Source organism: Verrucomicrobium sp. BvORR034 (genome assembly GCF_000739635.1).
Taxonomy (GTDB): Bacteria; Verrucomicrobiota; Verrucomicrobiia; order Verrucomicrobiales; family Verrucomicrobiaceae; genus Verrucomicrobium.
On sequence record NZ_BATQ01000166.1, the window covers coordinates 25,300 to 40,640 of the forward strand.

Annotated in this window: 15 protein-coding genes; 1 reads left to right on the forward strand and 14 read right to left on the reverse strand. The window is 58.3% G+C overall.

What is annotated here, in order from left to right; translation table 11 throughout:
- Positions 1 to 91 precede the first annotated feature (91 nt).
- The 14 genes from BV034_RS28750 to BV034_RS28830 all read right to left on the reverse strand — a co-directional run bounded on the left by BV034_RS28750 (position 92) and on the right by BV034_RS28830 (position 13,256).
- Positions 92 to 1,465, reverse strand: coding sequence for a Gfo/Idh/MocA family oxidoreductase (locus BV034_RS28750; RefSeq protein ID WP_050030391.1), 1,374 nt, complete (start codon positions 1,463 to 1,465; stop codon positions 92 to 94).
- Between the two features lie 116 nt (positions 1,466 to 1,581).
- Entirely contained in the window at positions 1,582 to 2,601 is a 1,020-nt protein-coding gene (locus tag BV034_RS28755; RefSeq protein ID WP_050030392.1) for a hypothetical protein, read from the reverse strand.
- Positions 2,602 to 2,688: 87 nt separating this feature from the next.
- Positions 2,689 to 4,095 (reverse strand): sulfatase-like hydrolase/transferase, encoded by a 1,407-nt coding sequence (locus BV034_RS28760; protein ID WP_050030393.1) that lies wholly within the window; start codon positions 4,093 to 4,095, stop codon positions 2,689 to 2,691.
- Positions 4,096 to 4,205: 110 nt separating this feature from the next.
- A complete protein-coding gene (locus tag BV034_RS28765; RefSeq protein ID WP_050030394.1) occupies positions 4,206 to 4,880 on the reverse strand; it encodes a hypothetical protein in 675 nt (224 codons plus the stop codon).
- 511 nt (positions 4,881 to 5,391) lie between these two features.
- Complete coding sequence (locus tag BV034_RS28770) at positions 5,392 to 5,886, reverse strand: metal-dependent hydrolase (protein WP_050030395.1); 495 nt, start codon at positions 5,884 to 5,886, stop codon at positions 5,392 to 5,394.
- Positions 5,887 to 5,968: 82 nt separating this feature from the next.
- On the reverse strand, positions 5,969 to 6,679 hold the full coding sequence (locus BV034_RS28775; RefSeq protein WP_050030396.1) for a hypothetical protein: 711 nt from the start codon (positions 6,677 to 6,679) through the stop codon (positions 5,969 to 5,971).
- A gap of 45 nt (positions 6,680 to 6,724) precedes the next feature.
- A complete protein-coding gene (locus BV034_RS28780) occupies positions 6,725 to 7,249 on the reverse strand; it encodes a hypothetical protein (protein WP_050030397.1) in 525 nt (174 codons plus the stop codon).
- Positions 7,250 to 7,716: 467 nt separating this feature from the next.
- Positions 7,717 to 8,058, reverse strand: a complete 342-nt coding sequence (locus BV034_RS28790) for a response regulator (protein WP_050030399.1) — start codon at positions 8,056 to 8,058, stop codon at positions 7,717 to 7,719.
- Complete coding sequence (locus tag BV034_RS28795; protein ID WP_050030400.1) at positions 8,058 to 8,363, reverse strand: pentapeptide repeat-containing protein; 306 nt, start codon at positions 8,361 to 8,363, stop codon at positions 8,058 to 8,060. Before BV034_RS28795 ends, BV034_RS28790 begins: the two co-directional genes overlap by 1 nt.
- 401 nt (positions 8,364 to 8,764) lie before the next feature.
- Positions 8,765 to 9,697, reverse strand: a complete 933-nt coding sequence (locus BV034_RS28805; protein ID WP_050030402.1) for a hypothetical protein — start codon at positions 9,695 to 9,697, stop codon at positions 8,765 to 8,767.
- Positions 9,698 to 10,522: 825 nt separating this feature from the next.
- Entirely contained in the window at positions 10,523 to 10,810 is a 288-nt protein-coding gene (locus BV034_RS28815; RefSeq protein WP_050030404.1) for a pentapeptide repeat-containing protein, read from the reverse strand.
- Between the two features lie 21 nt (positions 10,811 to 10,831).
- Positions 10,832 to 11,314, reverse strand: a complete 483-nt coding sequence (locus BV034_RS28820) for a GNAT family N-acetyltransferase (protein WP_050030405.1) — start codon at positions 11,312 to 11,314, stop codon at positions 10,832 to 10,834.
- Positions 11,311 to 12,087, reverse strand: a complete 777-nt coding sequence (locus tag BV034_RS28825; RefSeq protein WP_050030406.1) for a DUF2071 domain-containing protein — start codon at positions 12,085 to 12,087, stop codon at positions 11,311 to 11,313. The genes BV034_RS28820 and BV034_RS28825 overlap by 4 nt, the downstream gene beginning before the upstream one ends.
- 755 nt (positions 12,088 to 12,842) lie before the next feature.
- Positions 12,843 to 13,256, reverse strand: coding sequence for a nuclear transport factor 2 family protein (locus BV034_RS28830; protein WP_050030407.1), 414 nt, complete (start codon positions 13,254 to 13,256; stop codon positions 12,843 to 12,845).
- A 312-nt stretch (positions 13,257 to 13,568) separates the two neighbouring features.
- Here BV034_RS28830 and BV034_RS28835 point away from each other — a divergent pair, with 312 nt between their 5' ends.
- Positions 13,569 to 15,287, forward strand: a complete 1,719-nt coding sequence (locus BV034_RS28835) for a DUF885 domain-containing protein (protein WP_081888198.1) — start codon at positions 13,569 to 13,571, stop codon at positions 15,285 to 15,287.
- The last annotated feature ends 54 nt before the right edge of the window (positions 15,288 to 15,341 follow it).

The window sequence follows — 15,341 nt, forward strand, 5'->3', positions numbered from 1 at the left end:
ACCAGCGTCACTTTCCCTCAATTCGTTGAATTTGAAGGGGTTGGACGACCATCCCCGCAGGGTGGTCGCCAGCGCTCAGGTGGCCTCTCGATCAAACGGGAGTCACTTCGAAGCCTTTGCGGTAGGTTTTGCTCAAGAAGGCCTCCGCGGCGGGTTTCCCAGCGATCTTCATTGCCGCGGTGTCCCACTCCAAGGTCTCACCTGGGAAACGAGCTGCCACATTGCCCAGCTGCACCGCTTCCGCGAGCGGGCCGGCGTAGTGGAAGCCTCCGTCAGTCTTGGTCCCTTCAAAGATGTGATTGATCCAGACATGCCAGTGTGGCGTCCCTGTGACATCTCTGGGATAGGCAAAGCTTTGGAACTTTTCCAACGGGTAGAGCCTGGGACCGGCCACGTGGGGAATGATCGCATTCCCCTGCTCTCCAATCACGAGGGAACCCGCCTTGGGCAGATTGAGGGTCTCCGGCATCTGGGCGAGCTCCTTGGGCGGCTGCAGCTTGCCATCGTACCAGGTGATCTTGACGGTGTTTTCTGCCGTGAACTTGGTGCCAGGGAACACGTAGTGCACCCGCTCCGGCCCAGGCCAGATCTCACCGTTAATGCCCTCGTGCTCCGCGCGGACGGACACTGGCGCCGTGAGCTCCAGGGCGGTGAACAGTGGGTCGAAGATGTGGCAGCCAAAATCGCCCAGCGCACCGGAACCGAAGACCTGCCAGTCGCGCCACACAAACGGGTGGTAGGCATCCGCCACATAAGGACGCTCAGGAGCGGCACCCAGCCAGAGATTCCAATCCACATTGGGCGGAGGGGCGGTTTCCTTTTCCTTCGCAGGGCGATCAAGGTAGTCGGTCCGCTCGCGGCCATCCACCCCTACCCAGCTGTGAATCTCCTTCACCTTGCCGATTGCCCCTTCGCGCAGGAGGCGCACTGCCAGCCGGTACTCGAGGTTGGAGTGAATCTGGTTTCCCATCTGGGTCACCACCCCGGTCTTCTCCGCCCAGAGGCGCATCTGGCGGCACTCCCACACGGTGTGCGCGAGCGGCTTCTGGCAGTACACGTGCTTGCCGCGCTTCATGGCCTCGATTGAGGCCCGTGCGTGCGCGTGATCTGGTGTGGAGACGGAAACGGCATCCACCTTGTCCCCCAGCTGCTCCAGCATCTGCATGTAATCCACGTAGTGAGGCACGCCGGGATACTCCTTGTCGGCCTTTTCAAAACGGTTGCTATCGATGTCGCAAAAGGCCACCAGCTTGGCCTTGGGATGGTTGCCGATGTTCTTGAGGTCGGCGAAACCCATGCCATCCACACCGATGTTGGCCACCTGCAGCATGGAGTTGAGCGGCTTCGAGTAGGAGCCGCTGGGGAGGATAAAGGGGGCCGCGACGGCGCTCGCGGCAGTTTGCAAGAAACGGCGGCGGGAGTTGAGCGATGTCGGCCGGGAAGTGCTGGGAAGATCAATTGCCATGCCGCGACTACACACGGAACAGCCAGGGTGTTTCAGCGCGGGGCCAAGACTATCACATTCGGTGACTTCCTGCATAGGCCCGCCAGGGGCAGCTCCCGCACCTCTGAGCACTCCAGCTAGTCCTGTACTCGAAGCGATCCGCCAATCATCTTGAAGAGAGCCTGGTACTTCTTGATCCGAACTTCCCCCACCGTTCCCTCCCCCGGCCCAAAAGTGTTGATCTGAAAGTTGATCATATGCCTGCCCCGGAACACGCGAATGACTTCAGCCGCACGCAAAGCTTTCTCACCCAGTTGCTCATAAGGCTGCCTGCGCGTGAACATGAATGCAGGCATGCCGTTCACCTTGGTCTTGAGAAAGGAAGTGAGCTCGATCCCAAGGACTTCGTAGCTCTGCCTCAGCATGTCCTCGGTGTACCTGGCATGCAATTCATCCGCTCTCACCGGCACCCCGTTCTCATCCACCGTGGGATTGATCAGCACAGTCATCCAGACATTTCCATGCCCGTAGCCGTTGCGGAAGCCAACCAGTTCCTTCTTCGGCGACGCTTCCGCCTTCCAGCTCATGGGCACTTCAAAAGTCACTTCCATCCCACTATTGGCCGTATGCTGAATCCGCCGAGTGAAGCCGTCAGAGAACTCCTTCTCAGGTGACTTTGCATAGGCAGGGTGGTTCCAGAGGAGATTCCCGCGAACCAGGTCAACTTCGATCGCCCCCTTGGCCCGGCTGTCCACCAGCTTCAGGAATTCCCGGGCCGTTTTGACGGTTGCGATATCATCATACTTGGCCAGCTCCTTCCAGCTTGCCGCGTCCAACTGGGCAAGTACGGCTTTCCCTTGCTCGGGGGCTTTGTTGATGATGTCGGCTTCGATCGCATCGCATCCACTGGCGAAGGGTGACGAAAGCCATGAAGCTCGTGCCGCATACACCTCTACAGCCAGACTTGGAAACGCCTTCTCCAGCTTGTTGAGCTTCCACTCAATGCCCCTGGCGTACATCCTGGACTGAAGCAACTCGGTGGGGAGATCCCCTTTGGGCGTGCCAGGGATCGCCAGAGATGGCTCCGCTGCCAAAACCAATGGAGACAACAACATCTGAAAGAACAGCAGGGGCAGGCAAAAAGCGCTTCTGATCATGCAACCCTTTAGGTCAAAAAGACCGGCCTGTCCAGCAGCCCTGCTCCATCCGGCAATGAGCTCCCCGCCCCTGATGTGGAACATCCGTCATTGCTGCCGACGCGCTTCCGTCATTTCCTTATGCCATGCCAGTAGTGCCGTCTTTAGCCGTTGCACTACCTCGGGTTCGCTTGTTGCGAGATTTTTCGTTTCTCCGAAGTCTCTGGTGAGATCGTACAGCTGCACTGCAGAGCCATCATAGTCACAAAGCAATTTCCAGGAACCTTCCCGCATGGCGAGGTCCGGGAGAGGCTCTTTGTTTTTGGGCCCCATCGTTTTGCGATCAGGCGGACGGGACCAGAAAACAGGGGCCTTGCGGGAGGCCTCACTCTTCCCAAGCAACACGGGAGCCAGATTCTCGCCATCGAAACCCACCGGACCGGCATCCGCGCCGGCCAGCGCCAGCAATGACGGCGCGATGTCCATGGCGGCAAAGACAGAGCGTTCATTGCGGCTCGCCGCCTTCCCCGATTCCATGAGGCCGGGTGCCCACACAACGAGGGGCGATCGCACCCCGCCTTCATACAGCGTGGCCTTGGTGCCTCGAAACAACCCCGCCGAACCCGCCCCCGGCTCGGGGCCATTGTCCGAACACACCAGCACAATGGTGTTATCTCGCAACGCGGGCGTGTCCCGCAGATGGTCAAACAGGCGCCCCAACTGGCGATCCATTTCCTCCAGCACCGCCAGATAAAGGCCTCGCTTCCCCTCCCGCCACTTTTCCACCGGCGGCCAGAAAGGGCTGTGCACATCGTCCGGCCACAAATTGACGTAGAACGGCTTTCCTGCCTGGGCTGACTTGTCCATGAAATGGATCGCAGCCTCCACAAACCCGCCGGTGATCTTTGACCGTTGTATCCAGGTCACCGGTCCCCCGAGTCGCTCGGCATTGGCCCAGATCTTCCCCGGCTCAGTGTCTCCGGGCTTGAGCGTCAGCGGCAAAAGCTTGGGTCCCATGCCTTCAAAATTGGTGAGCGACTCATCGAACCCGTAGGCCGTGATGGGCGGCGCATCATCCACATCCCGCTGACCGCCCAGATGCCATTTGCCGAAGTGACCCGTAGCGTATCCCCTGGCCTTCAGAGCCTTCGCCAAAGTGGGAGCCTGCACATCCAGCCAATTCACCATGCCCCGCCGCGCATTGGATTCACGATTCTCCAGAAACGAAGTGATCCCCCAGCGCTGGGGATACTGCCCCGTGGTGAGAGCGCAGCGCGAAGGTGAGCAGATGGGCGAGTTCACATAGAACTGGGCAAACCGGATCCCCTCCACGGCCAACCGATCAATGTTTGGAGTCTGAGCCTCCTTGTTGCCAAAACAGGAAAAGTCCCCCCAGCCCATGTCATCAATGAGCACCATGACGATGTTCGGACTGCTGGCAGCGACGGAGGCTCTGGGGGCAGCGATTCCTGTCACCAGCCAAAGAAGGATCAGAGCCAGGGGCGATAACGACATTCTTGAGGGCATCCCTCTGCAACGTTTCCGCACAGGTGGAAATTCAGGCGATTCAGGAAATTCCCCCTCCCCCCTGGGCCATCAGCACGCCTATGCACCCGTTTTGTGGGTCACACCAATTCGCCAAACCGCTCAGGGCATCGCGAGTTGAACCCCTCAATCTCCACAGATCCCGATCCGCCCTTCAGCAAGTGGTACTCCTCCGCAAAGAGACTGAAGCTGCAGAGATCAATCGGCGTCACCTCGGAGGCGTTGATCTTGCCAATCACTCCCCCCGCCTCGAGGGCGGCTGCCGCAAGTTCCGAGCAAAAGAATCGGGCAAAATCCTCCTCGTTGCGGGTCGCGGCCCCCAGCATCGGTGTGTCATCCAGGGCATCCAGCGCGGAGCACACCGCCTGAGCCACGTCATACCCTTTGCCCTGGTGAGCCATGAGAAATCGGGCCAACTGCTCAAGATCCAGTCTCTCACGAGCATCGGCACTCAGAGGCAGCCACCAAATGTGCCCCTCATAGCTCTCGATGTGGTGACAAAGCCGGTTCCGCAAGACGCCACCAGAGCTTTTCCCGGTGGTGTGGTCGCGGTGCAGAAACGTGGACTCCATGATGTGCACCGCCACATCCCCTGACCCAGTCTCCACGCTGCACACGATGCCCACATGGGAGACGGTCGCCCCAGTCGCCCATTTGATCACATCCGAAAAATTATTCTTGCCGGAGAAGGCAACCACATCGCCGGGCAACATCCTGGCCCGGATCTCATGATAAGAACTGGTGATGAGGGGCATGGCTCGAGACAATTCGGGTCGGACAAGCGCGTCTACACTATCGCTGGCTCGGTGAGTTGCAACTCTCTCGCACCGTCAGCCGGATGGAAAAAGGCGAGGGCCTATCGGCCCATCAACGCACGTGCTGCCTGGATCAGATTGAGCACGGCGATCCCAAAGAAAAGGATCATCAAGGCGTTGTTCCCCCTCGACTCCAGGAGGGGCAACGACCCAGCAGGCGGCACATAGCCGGTTTCCCTCCACCTCCCACCACGCCCCGGCGAAAGCCATGGACCTTGAGCAGCGCCACCGTGAGAAATGTGACGCCGACTACAGCAGGAGGCAGCCAATCTGAAACCATCGCCATGGGAGCAGTGTGTCTGCCCATTCTCCCGGAATGCTCACCTGCCGTCAATGCTCTGACAGCGTTCAGCCTGCCGCACGCCTTCCATGGGAGGTTGAAATGCCAGGGGCACTTTCGCATTCGCCAGATCTCTCAATATCCCGTGCCCCCTTCTTGAACGGAGGCGGCTCAAGCTCGTCGCCGACGCATAAGGAACACGGCCAGCGCCGCGATGCAGATCACGATCTCAAACAAGAACGTCCAATGAAACACGAAGCTCCACACCCACCAGCTGCGAGTGGCGGGTACAGTGACAAGGAAGAACGAATGGTCTGACAGAGGGTAAAGCCAGCGAATCCCTGCAAAGGGCGTGTCGAGCAGCAGATGGAGGAAGACGCCACCGACAAATGAGGCGGCAGCCAGAGCCAGGGCCCGGCTGCGCAGGATCAACGCCAGGAGCAAAGTTGCACCCAGAGCCGCCAGCCAAAAGACAGGCAGGTGTGTCCAGTAATCGTGATGAAGATGCCGCCCTCGATCGATAAGGTAGAAATAGAGCATGTCGGCATCTGGAAAGATGCTGCCGAGCACGAAGGGGGCGAACAAGAGACGGCGGCGCGCTTGAGCCGTCCTCCGGATTAGCAGGCATGCGCCGAGATAACCCGCGGGAAGGTGGGCAATGAACATAGGGGGATTTTTTTGGGGTGGTCTTCACCCTAAAGGATTGCTCCAAGGAGATCCACAACGAAATTCCCCCTCCCCATGGACCTCAACTAATAAGCAGCAGCCGCGCCGGCTGCCCCGGCTCGATCACCGGCGCACGATGAATGCAAGGCGGCACCAGGCTTTCCGGATGGGCAATGGCGATGCGCCACAGGTTGCCTATGCCGAAGAAGTAAGGTTGGGCCTCTGGCAAGGGTGCGTAGTGAAGGTTGAAACAGTTGTCGCTGAGGAACTCCTCAAATTCCTCGTCATCCTCGCCCCCATACAGTTCCAGCAGTTCCGCGCGGATCTCCGGCACGTCCACCTTGCGCACGGCCTCTTCATTGAGCAGCCCTTCCGAGGCGGTGTGGTTGTAACTGCATAGATAGGTATCCGCCTCCACTGGTGCGCTGTCGACGTGGAAGGAGTACACATCCGTGATCACCGGGCCGCCCTCCTCATCCCGTGGATAGCCGTGAATGCAATCCAGCACGGGTGAGAGACCATGGTCCGCCAGCGCCTTGCGATCTGCGAGCAGGACCTCCCGGGCAGCCTGCCCGGCTAGACTCAACGTCAAGCCGCTGAGGGTGGCTTCATCCAGTGCGAGCCTTCCTTCCTTCACGTCAAACTGGGCCACAATCTCATCGAAGTCACCCGGCAGCGTTCTCGCCCAGCAGAGCGCATTGACGCCGTCCGCGAACTTGGTCGAAACGAGCTCCTCAAAGCTGTGTACGTACTTGATGCGGGGACAATCTGGCTGGGGAGGGCTTGAGGACATATGAAGGAGGCGGGGGCCAGAATAGGACCACACCCAGCAACGACGTCAAGAGAGCGCCCCCGCCGTATAGTTCCACTCAGCGGGAAGCGGTTGCAGACATGCCGGGCATTCATAGACCTCATCCTTGATGACGCAGGTCTGGAGGCATCGTTGGCAGTAGCGGAATTCGAACGCAGCAGTGAATCCCTGAACACCCGGGAATCCTGCTGCTTTTAGGGCGAGATCGAGAGCAACCCATGCACTCGATTCAGGACAGTATCCGGTTGAGAGATTGGATGCCTCTTCGACCACCATGCCCCTCTTGGACCTGCGAAAGGCAATTTCACCCGCACATTCCACGGGCGAGCCTCTGGCACAGGCGATGTGCTCAGAATGCCGGTCCGCGATGAACAAGTGATGCCCAGGCAGCACGGTGTAGGTAAAGACCTCTGAAGGGGTGCCCTGAGAAAAGTATCCCGCATCAAGCGCCCACTTCACCAAACCATCCGCCGTGCACACCTCATGCCTAGGGGTGGTCATGTTGACCTTCTCCTTGATGGCAGCAGGCCCCGCGCAAGGATAAATTCGCATGCAGAGAGCAGGTCTTCATGAAGCAGGCACTTCACCGGCAGGCTGCGATTTCAAGCGCTTCCTCTCCACCAAACATCCAATCAGTCCCGAGAAAAACAATACCACGCCAACGAATGCCAACACCATTCCCACCGCGGTTGAGACCAGGGATTGGCCAATGCCTGCACTCAGCTGTTCAGGATCACCGACCCCGCTGGATCCCAGGACCTCGAAGCTCCGAGTCATTCCCATCACCGTTGCCAACATCCCAAACACCGGCCCTCCCAACGTGAGCAGGCCACCGATGATCATCATCCATTTGAATGCGGGTTTCATCAGAGAACCACCATGCGCAATGAAGCGCCCCCTGTCAACGCCTGCCCCAGCACCGGAGAGTACAAGCTCCACGACTTGGGATATCACTCTCGATTGGCAATCGCATATTGCCCGCGATTCGCGAGGAGGCGAGCAAGCCATTCCGAAAACTCTCACCCACACACCCTTTGAATGACCTGCTCAATCTGACTAAACTCCATCTTACCACAAATGGCGGATGCGCCTGCACGGACCAAGGCAGCGTTGCCTTCATCATGGGAGGAAACGGCCACGATGACGATCTGGTCCCCCGACGCCCGGACCTCCCTGACAAGCGCATCTCCTTTGCCGTCATCGAGATCAAAGTCCACCAGCATCAAATCGAAAGCCTCCGTAGTTCGCACTTCCAGCGCCCCGGCGATGCTCGGCACGACGGTGACCGCATGCTGCGCAAGGAACAGGCGAATGACGTTCGCCGCAAAAACGTCGTGATTTTCGACATAGAGAATCGTCATCAGCTCTTGTCGGATTCAGCGATAGAGCCATCGGCTGAACTCCGATAGACGCGAAGCAACTCGGTGACGAGAATGCCGTCAATCAGCATCCCCTCATAGCACGCATCTTCAATGGTCAGGTGAGAGCAGTTGGCATTGCGAATGATGGTGTGCGTCAGGGCCACGTCCTCGAAACGTGCGCCCGAGAGATTCACATCCGTGAACTCGGCACCCGCGAGGCTCACATCAGAGAACTGCGCGGCACTCAGGTTGGTGTTGACGAATTCAGAGCCACTTAAGTCCGCGTTCTCAGTCTTGGTTTTCATGATGCAGTCTTGGGCGCCCAGTCAGATGGGTCCGGTAGTTTCCATCAGCCTTTTCGAGAGGTAAAGCTTGGTGTGACCACGCGAATCCCAGTCGGGGATTTGACCGACCATACTGAAGCCGTGTGTGCGATAGAAGCGAGGTGCGTGGTATTCCATCGTGTCCACGTAGACATACTTGCAGCCCCGCGCGACCGCCAGCCTTTCCGCCTCGGCGAGCAGCGCGGCCCCAATGCCCTGCGAGCGCCACCCAGGATCTACCGCCATAGTGGAGATGCGCAACCAGGCCAACTGCGTCTCTCCAAAGAGCCCGCCCACCACGCGCGCGGGCCAACTCGCATCTCCGCGGTAGCAACCACACCCTGCCCACTTGTGAAGGCTCACCATCGGCAACGAGCCTCACGTTACTTGCTTTGGGCCCTTACAAAGGTGTGCGTCCAAGTATCCTTTCTCCCTCGAAATGTCCGATCAGCACCAATGTATGCACCCCAGATTTTGACTTTCTCGTAAGTTTCTGGAATCAAATTGGAAGGATCACAGATCGTTGTGAAGCGGTTCTCGACCACCAATTCATCCCCGGCTTGCAGTTGCAAAATCTCGGTCACATCGGCGCCTAGCATTCCATCCAGCACCTTCTTGATCTCCTCCTTTTTCGGCTTTTGCACAACGGTCAGCTTCACCGTGCCGGGCTTTGGCCCCGCGTCCACCCGGTAGACAAACAGATTCTCAACGGGTGTGCCAGCCGTGTGGCCGGTCGGGCCTGATTGCACTGAGGATCCGCCCAGCTCCGCCCCGACATTGCCGCTCCACACTTGAACCATTCGGTTCCAATCCTCAAGAGCGCGAACTTGCAGCGTCTGTTCATTGGTCAAGATCTTCACGAACTGCTGAAACATCGGATCTTGTGACCCGCGAATCGCTCCGATTTCCTTTGCGACATGGGCTTTCACAAACTCCAGGTTCTCCAATCCAATAGGTTGCGCATTGGAATTCAATACAATGTCGGGCAAAATCGGCTCTACCTGCCTGGAGATATATTCAAGCTGCACCAACGGATCCTTGAACTTGGGTGCATCTTCCTTGGTGATCTCCCGATAGTCATTGAACCTGACATGACAGGTTTCTCCAATTCTCTCCAATCGCCAAGTATACTGGGAGCGCGAGGTTAAATGCTCGTTTTTGTTGCCTATGGATGTGTTGCGCTCGAAAACCCGATCAACATTTAGAGATAGCCCATTGGGCCAGTCAAACTTTAAGTCTACCGTGCGCTTTTCTTCCTGAGCCTGAAGCGCTCCCGCCACGATCAGAAAGTAAATCTGCAATAGGATCTTCTTCATAGTTTACGGGGTATGCATCGCTCTAAAGCGGTCGGTCCATCTCAACCACAGATGTCGGGGCACCGCAAAACAATTCCATCGTTTGTCAGCCCCTGACACGATGTCCATTGATGATCGCCAGCTCAAGGTTTGGGTGACTGAGAAGCTCCGCATACGCTGTGAGCCGACTGCAGGTTGTGATGACCAGCTTCTTCAAATTTGGCGCTATCGTGGCAAGCTGGGATAGGGAAGACAGGTTCCGGCCTCGATGAACTTGAAGTTCCGCCAGACCCTCCATGACCGGCAGCCCCTCCAAGTTGCCCGGGCTGAGCCAAGTCAGCTCAAGTCTCTCAATCCCCTTCGGGATGGCGATACCATCAAATGACTTCGTCCGCGGGTTGAAGTGCCAGAGATAGAGAGACTTAATTGACGACTCACTAAATCCAGAATCTCTCTTGTTCCAGTGACAGACCAAGGTGGTGAGACATTTGAATCGCGAATAATCAATCCCCGGTCGCTTCTCCATGACGCCACAGTCGTCCAGATCAGCCAGCGAATACAATCCGTCGACGTTGTCGAAAGAGCAATCCCAAAACCAAACCCTGCGGGCAGACGAGCACTTCGACAGGAAGTCCAGGTTAGTTCCCCGAAAGCCAAATGAGGGACTGCCAAAGACACCGCCGAAGCCCCCTGCATGGTAGTGGGCCAGACATTCGTCCACTCTCGCCGACTCAATGCCAATGCTGGGCGGAGAGTTCGCATCACTGATCCAGAAGCCTTTTTTGCGGTGGATGTTCATCAGTCTTGGCTGGCGGGCAATCAGTAGTTAATGAGGCTGATTCAGAATCACTTTGCCTCGCTGCTCTGGCTCCGATACACGCGAAGCAGCTCGGTGACGAGAATGCCGTCGATCAGCATCCCCTCATAACACGCATCTTCGATGGCCAGGTGGGAGCAATTGGCATTGCGAATGACGACGTGGGTCAAGGCCACATCCTCAAAACGCGCCCCCGAAAGGTTCACATCCGTGAACTGGGCATCAGCGAGGCGCACATCGCGGAACTGCGCCGCACCCAGGTTGGTGTTGATGAATTCAGAGCCACTTAGGTCAGCGCTTTCGGTCTTAGTTTTCATGGCGGAGTCTTGAATGCCTGATTAGATGGGTCCGGCAGTTCCCATCAGTTGTTTTGAGAGGTAGAGCTTGGAGTGACCACGCGAGTCCCAGTCCGAAATCTGGCCCGCAATGCTGAAGCCATGGGCGAGATAGAATCGAGGCGCGTGGTATTCCATCGTATCCACATAGACATACTTGCAGCCCCGCGCGATCGCCAGCCTTTCCGCTTCGGCGAGCAGCGCGGCCCCAATGCCCTGCGAGCGCCGCTCAGGATCCACCGCCATGATGGAGATGCGCAACCAGGCCAACTGCGTCTCCGCAAAGAGCCCGCCCACCACGCGGGAATCTGCGCTGGCAAGCAGCACAAGCGGCTGCGCTTGATGCTCCGGCTGCTGAAGCTGCTCCATGAATTCCGGATTCACAGCCCAGTTGTGTTCCCGCAGCCACTGACGCACGAGATCGCACCCCGCTGCTGAGGCATCGGCCACGGTTGCGATTTCAACAGGTTTGGATGGTGTGCTCACACAGGTGATTGGGGTTGAGAGGCAATTGGTTCCGAAGTGGCCACACCTTCCGTAAACATATCCGGCTCCCCGTGCCACTGATGCCTCGTGTCTCGCATGATGAGCGCGTGATCGAAGCAGACACTGCCCGCAGGAAATGCCGAGTCGTCGGCAAAGAAAGTGGACCCGACGTGCTCCACTTCCAGTGGGCGCACCTGCCAGCTCTCGGTCTGAAGACGGACACCGTCGAGACGGCAGCAATCCCGGGTCACGGAGTACCCGATGCAGCCTGGTTCGAAGAAGGCAGACGACTCGGCGAGGGACTCAAAGCAAGAGGACTCCGGCAGAGAGTCGCTCTCATGAGCACGAAGCTGAAGGGCCATGCCTCCGTCGCGGGCGCGGATGCCCAGAGAAATGCGGGATCCATCGTCGCTGACGTCAAAGTCGGCGAGATGATGCTCGCCAGGAAAAACGCGGCCACCCGCGAAATGGTTGAGCCAGGAACCCGTATCCCGGCGCGGGATAAACACCCCCTCGCGCGTTTCGCCCGAAGGCCCATCCCAGACCACCGCAATACGGTGAGCCGCGTTTTCGCTGGCGATACCGCAAAAGGGCGGAAGCCATCCCGGACGGATCTGCTCCAGCCGGATCAGACAAATGCCCGCAACCGCATACCCACGGTGCAACTTGGGACGGAATGGCGGCGGCAAATAACGCCCCATCACCTCAGCATCCACCCGGTAGTTGACGAGCAGTCTGCGGCGGATCAGACCTTTGATGAGTGGAAGGCGCATGAAAAAGGGATTCCGTCTCTCGGAGCGATTGTCGGCTTGGACTTGCCATCACTCAATGGATGTCTGACTCACCATGGCCATCACCAGCCCCAATCGCCAAAACATAGTGCTCAACCAGTTGATGGCCAGGAAAAAGTTACACCGTCACCTGGGGCAAATTCATTGAATTCGTTCGTCGTTCTCGCCGTCAGGCGTCCCTCCTCGATGCGACAGACAGCCATCTCGGGTGACAGCCTTCAGCGTGCCTACGCCTTCATTGACCTGGAGGTTCCCTTCTGCCTGACCTCACCAAAGGCGTTTGTAGTTGTCGACGTAAGGAGGCACTAGCTGAGGCGTTTGCTGGATACCTTGCCGAGAGCCTGAACTTACGCCCAAGGAGGAATTGGGAGGTAGAAGCAGCGGGATGATGGGATCAAGTTGGATCTGATGTTCGCTCCGGGGTTGGAGTCCCGCCTTTAGGCGGCGTATTCGAGCGCTTTCGAATGTTGAGAGTGTGAACCTCCGGCGACTCAGTCATACCGCTCTGCGTGGACGGTACTCCAACCACACTACGAACGATGGAGGGAGGTTAGAGGAGACCATCGCACTGGTAATGTCTTGAGATGCCCATGGCGGTTGGGGACGCCGTAGATCGGAACGAAGGTGGCACATCCCCCATTCTTGCCATCCCGCTTGGCCTGCTCACGTTCGACTGTCGCTTCGAGGTGCCCATTGACGCGGGTGGTGTTTCCCGAACTTTCTGCCCACCGCCGACGCTAAACTGGAATCGGAAGGTCCATCGCTTGGGCCGCACGCACAGGGTCGAAGTACTCTCGAATGAAGACAATCTTCCCTTCGACCACACGGAGAAAGACCACATATTTCTGCCGATAAACGCGCCCCGTGGATTTGATGATTCCCTCCGCCTCCACCTCGCCGACCGCACCCGCAGGATCCGCAAGCGGGTGAATGGCGAGATCAAAGAAACGGAAGCCTTCCACTGCACCCCTAAACCAGGTCACGTGACGCACCACCTCCTCCCGTCCGGAGAGTTGCGCGGGATGACCGATCGAAGGTGCGTAGGCCAGTTCCCACAAGATGTCGTCGCTGATCAATGTCTCCCAGATGGCCGGGTCATCGACGAGCGTCTCGATATGCTTTTGCAAGAGGTCAGTGGCGAGGGTGTTCATATTGGATTCGACACTTCAGCAATTTGTCAGCCATTCCCATCCGGCGGTTCGCCTAAACCGCAACTACAATCACCGGGCCCGCCTGTTTTGTGCAAAATAGGCATCGCCCACCCGGGGAACACCCAAGACAACCGTGCGGCAACCCGCTACGCTGACGGCATGTCCAGCCGTCTTAACCTCTCTCCGGTCCGAGCAGCCATGCCCGCAACGGGCCATCGTGAACATCGGCCGGCTCCCGCAGAGCGCCTCTCCACGGCCAATCGGCTGGCAAGCTGGACCGCGGCCTTGGCGCTAATGTTCGCAACCGCAACCATGACCACGACATCGCAAGCCGCGGAGGACGCTGGCGCGAAGATGCATGCCCTCTTTGACCGGGAATGGGAATACGCGATGAAAGAGTCTCCTACCTGGGCCTCGTCGCTTGGAGATCGTCGGTGGAACGACCAGTGGGGAGACATCGGGCTGGAGGCAGTGCAACGACGGCAGGAACACGAACAGGCCTTGCTGGCAGAGTTCAACGCCATCCCACGAGCCTCACTCACTGCAGCAGACCAGCTCAACTTCGACCTCTTCAAGCGCGATCTGGAATCCTCCATGGAGGGGGCCCAGTTCCGCCTCTACCTCATGCCCATCACCATGCGCGACGGGATCCAACTCGCCGACGACCTTGCGGACGCACTGAGATTCGAAACGGTGAAAGACTACGAAGACTGGATCGGGCGCCTGCGCCGTTTCCCGACTTACATGAGCCAGACCATCGGACTGATGCGTGAGGGCATGGCCGCCCGCATCTTGCAACCGAAGGTCGTCATGCAGCGTGTCCCCGCCCAGATCGCGCGACAGATCACGGAGAAGCCGGACGACAATCCGTTCTTCAAGCCCTTCACGAAGTTTCCTGACACCATCCCCGCCGCCGAGCAGGATCGCCTCAAAACTGAGGCCCGCGCCGCCGTCAAAACTTCCATCGAACCTGCCTTCCGTGACTTTCAGAAATTCTTCACTGAGGAATACCTGCCCGCGTGCTTCGATGACGTCGGAGCCTGGCAATTGCCACAAGGGCGCGATTGTTACGCATTTCTCGCTCGGCGCTTTACCACCACAACGCTGACGCCGCAGCAGATCCACGAGATCGGGCTTGCTGAGGTGACACGCATCCGCAGCGAGATGGAGAAGATCAAATCCGACGCCGGATTCAAAGGCACGCTGCCAGAGTTCTTTCACTTCCTCAAAACGGACCCGAGATTCTTCTACCAGTCACCCGCCGAATTGCTGGCCGGTTACGAAGCGGTCACTGTCCGCATCAACCCGACCCTTCCGCGAATCTTTAGAACGCAACCTCGGATCCGCTACAAGGTCCAGGCGATTCCCGCCAAAGTGGCACCCGACACCACGGCAGCGTACTACCGGCAACCAGCCGCCGATGGCTCGCGTGATGGGACCTTCTTTGTGAATCTCTACAAGCCCGAGTCACGCCCAAAGTGGGAGATGATGGCCCTCTCGTTGCATGAGTCGGTGCCAGGGCATCACTTCCAGATCGCATTGGCCCAAGAGCAGGGGGCGCTGCCCATGTTTCGCCGACACATGGAGTTCACGGCCTATGTCGAAGGATGGGCGCTCTACTGCGAATCCCTTGGCGATGAGCTGGGGCTTTACACGGACCCGTATGACAAGTTCGGTCAACTCACCTACGAGATGTGGCGCGCCATCCGTCTCGTCGTGGACACGGGCATCCATGAACTAAAGTGGTCCCGCGAAAAGGCCATCGCCTTCTTCATGGAAAATGCACCCAAGACGGAGTTGGACGTCACCAATGAAGTTGACCGTTACATCGGCTGGCCCGGCCAGGCCCTGGCCTACAAGATCGGTCAGATGCGCATCCGCGAACTGCGGACCTATGCAGAGAACGAACTGGGTGCTCACTTCGATCTCAAAGCCTTCCACGACGCCGTTCTGCTCGGCGGCTCCATGCCGCTCGACATTCTCGAAACCCGGGTCAACGGCTTCGTCAAAGCCAGCAAGAACGAACCGTGACTTCGTCCAAATGTCTCACCGAACTCGCCCGACCAGGAAGTGCTCTCTGGTATG

Bases quoted from the DNA above. Each gene is read 5' to 3' on its own strand.
- BV034_RS28750 (WP_050030391.1), bottom strand. From the start codon at position 1,465: ATGGCAATTGATCTTCCCAGCACTTCCCGGCCGACATCGCTCAACTCC.
- BV034_RS28755 (WP_050030392.1), bottom strand. From the start codon at position 2,601: ATGATCAGAAGCGCTTTTTGCCTGCCCCTGCTGTTCTTTCAGATGTTG.
- BV034_RS28760 (WP_050030393.1), bottom strand. From the start codon at position 4,095: ATGTCGTTATCGCCCCTGGCTCTGATCCTTCTTTGGCTGGTGACAGGA.
- BV034_RS28765 (WP_050030394.1), bottom strand. From the start codon at position 4,880: ATGCCCCTCATCACCAGTTCTTATCATGAGATCCGGGCCAGGATGTTG.
- BV034_RS28770 (WP_050030395.1), bottom strand. From the start codon at position 5,886: ATGTTCATTGCCCACCTTCCCGCGGGTTATCTCGGCGCATGCCTGCTA.
- BV034_RS28775 (WP_050030396.1), bottom strand. From the start codon at position 6,679: ATGTCCTCAAGCCCTCCCCAGCCAGATTGTCCCCGCATCAAGTACGTA.
- BV034_RS28780 (WP_050030397.1), bottom strand. From the start codon at position 7,249: ATGCGAATTTATCCTTGCGCGGGGCCTGCTGCCATCAAGGAGAAGGTC.
- BV034_RS28790 (WP_050030399.1), bottom strand. From the start codon at position 8,058: ATGACGATTCTCTATGTCGAAAATCACGACGTTTTTGCGGCGAACGTC.
- BV034_RS28795 (WP_050030400.1), bottom strand. From the start codon at position 8,363: ATGAAAACCAAGACTGAGAACGCGGACTTAAGTGGCTCTGAATTCGTC.
- BV034_RS28805 (WP_050030402.1), bottom strand. From the start codon at position 9,697: ATGAAGAAGATCCTATTGCAGATTTACTTTCTGATCGTGGCGGGAGCG.
- BV034_RS28815 (WP_050030404.1), bottom strand. From the start codon at position 10,810: ATGAAAACTAAGACCGAAAGCGCTGACCTAAGTGGCTCTGAATTCATC.
- BV034_RS28825 (WP_050030406.1), bottom strand. From the start codon at position 12,087: ATGCGCCTTCCACTCATCAAAGGTCTGATCCGCCGCAGACTGCTCGTC.
- BV034_RS28830 (WP_050030407.1), bottom strand. From the start codon at position 13,256: ATGAACACCCTCGCCACTGACCTCTTGCAAAAGCATATCGAGACGCTC.
- BV034_RS28835 (WP_081888198.1), top strand. From the start codon at position 13,569: ATGACCACGACATCGCAAGCCGCGGAGGACGCTGGCGCGAAGATGCAT.